Genomic DNA, 473 nt, shown 5'->3' on the forward strand with positions numbered 1-473 from the left:
CGCCGGACCGTCGTGGATGTGGACCTGGAGAAGTTCTTCGACCGGGTGGACCACGACATCCTGATCGACCGCCTGTCCAGGAAGGTCCCGGACCCGGCCCTCATCCGGCTGGTGCGGGCCTACCTGGACGCGGGCGTGATGGAGGAGGACGGGACGGTCACACGGCGCCGGGCGGGCACCCCGCAAGGGGGGCCGCTGTCGCCGCTGCTGGCCAACCTGCTCCTGGACGAGGTGGACAAGGAACTGGAACGCCGGGGCCATGCCTTCTGCCGCTACGCCGATGACTGCAACGTCTATGTGCGGTCACGTCGGGCGGGGGAGCGGGTGATGGCCCTGCTGCGGCGTCTTTATGGCCGGCTGCACCTGACGGTGAACGAAGCCAAGAGCGCCGTGGCCTCCGTCTTCGGCCGCAAGTTCCTGGGCTATGCCTTCTGGGGCGGGCCGAAGGGAGCGGTCCGGCGGAAAGCCGCCGA

General features: G+C 69.6%; 1 protein-coding gene. It reads left to right on the forward strand.

The window, feature by feature from the left end:
- The coding region (locus tag JUB11_RS32520; RefSeq protein WP_247887485.1) for a reverse transcriptase domain-containing protein at positions 1–473 on the forward strand (473 nt) is incomplete at both ends.

The organism is Azospirillum sp. SYSU D00513 (genome assembly GCF_017356015.1).
Classification (GTDB): domain Bacteria; phylum Pseudomonadota; class Alphaproteobacteria; order Azospirillales; family Azospirillaceae; genus Azospirillum.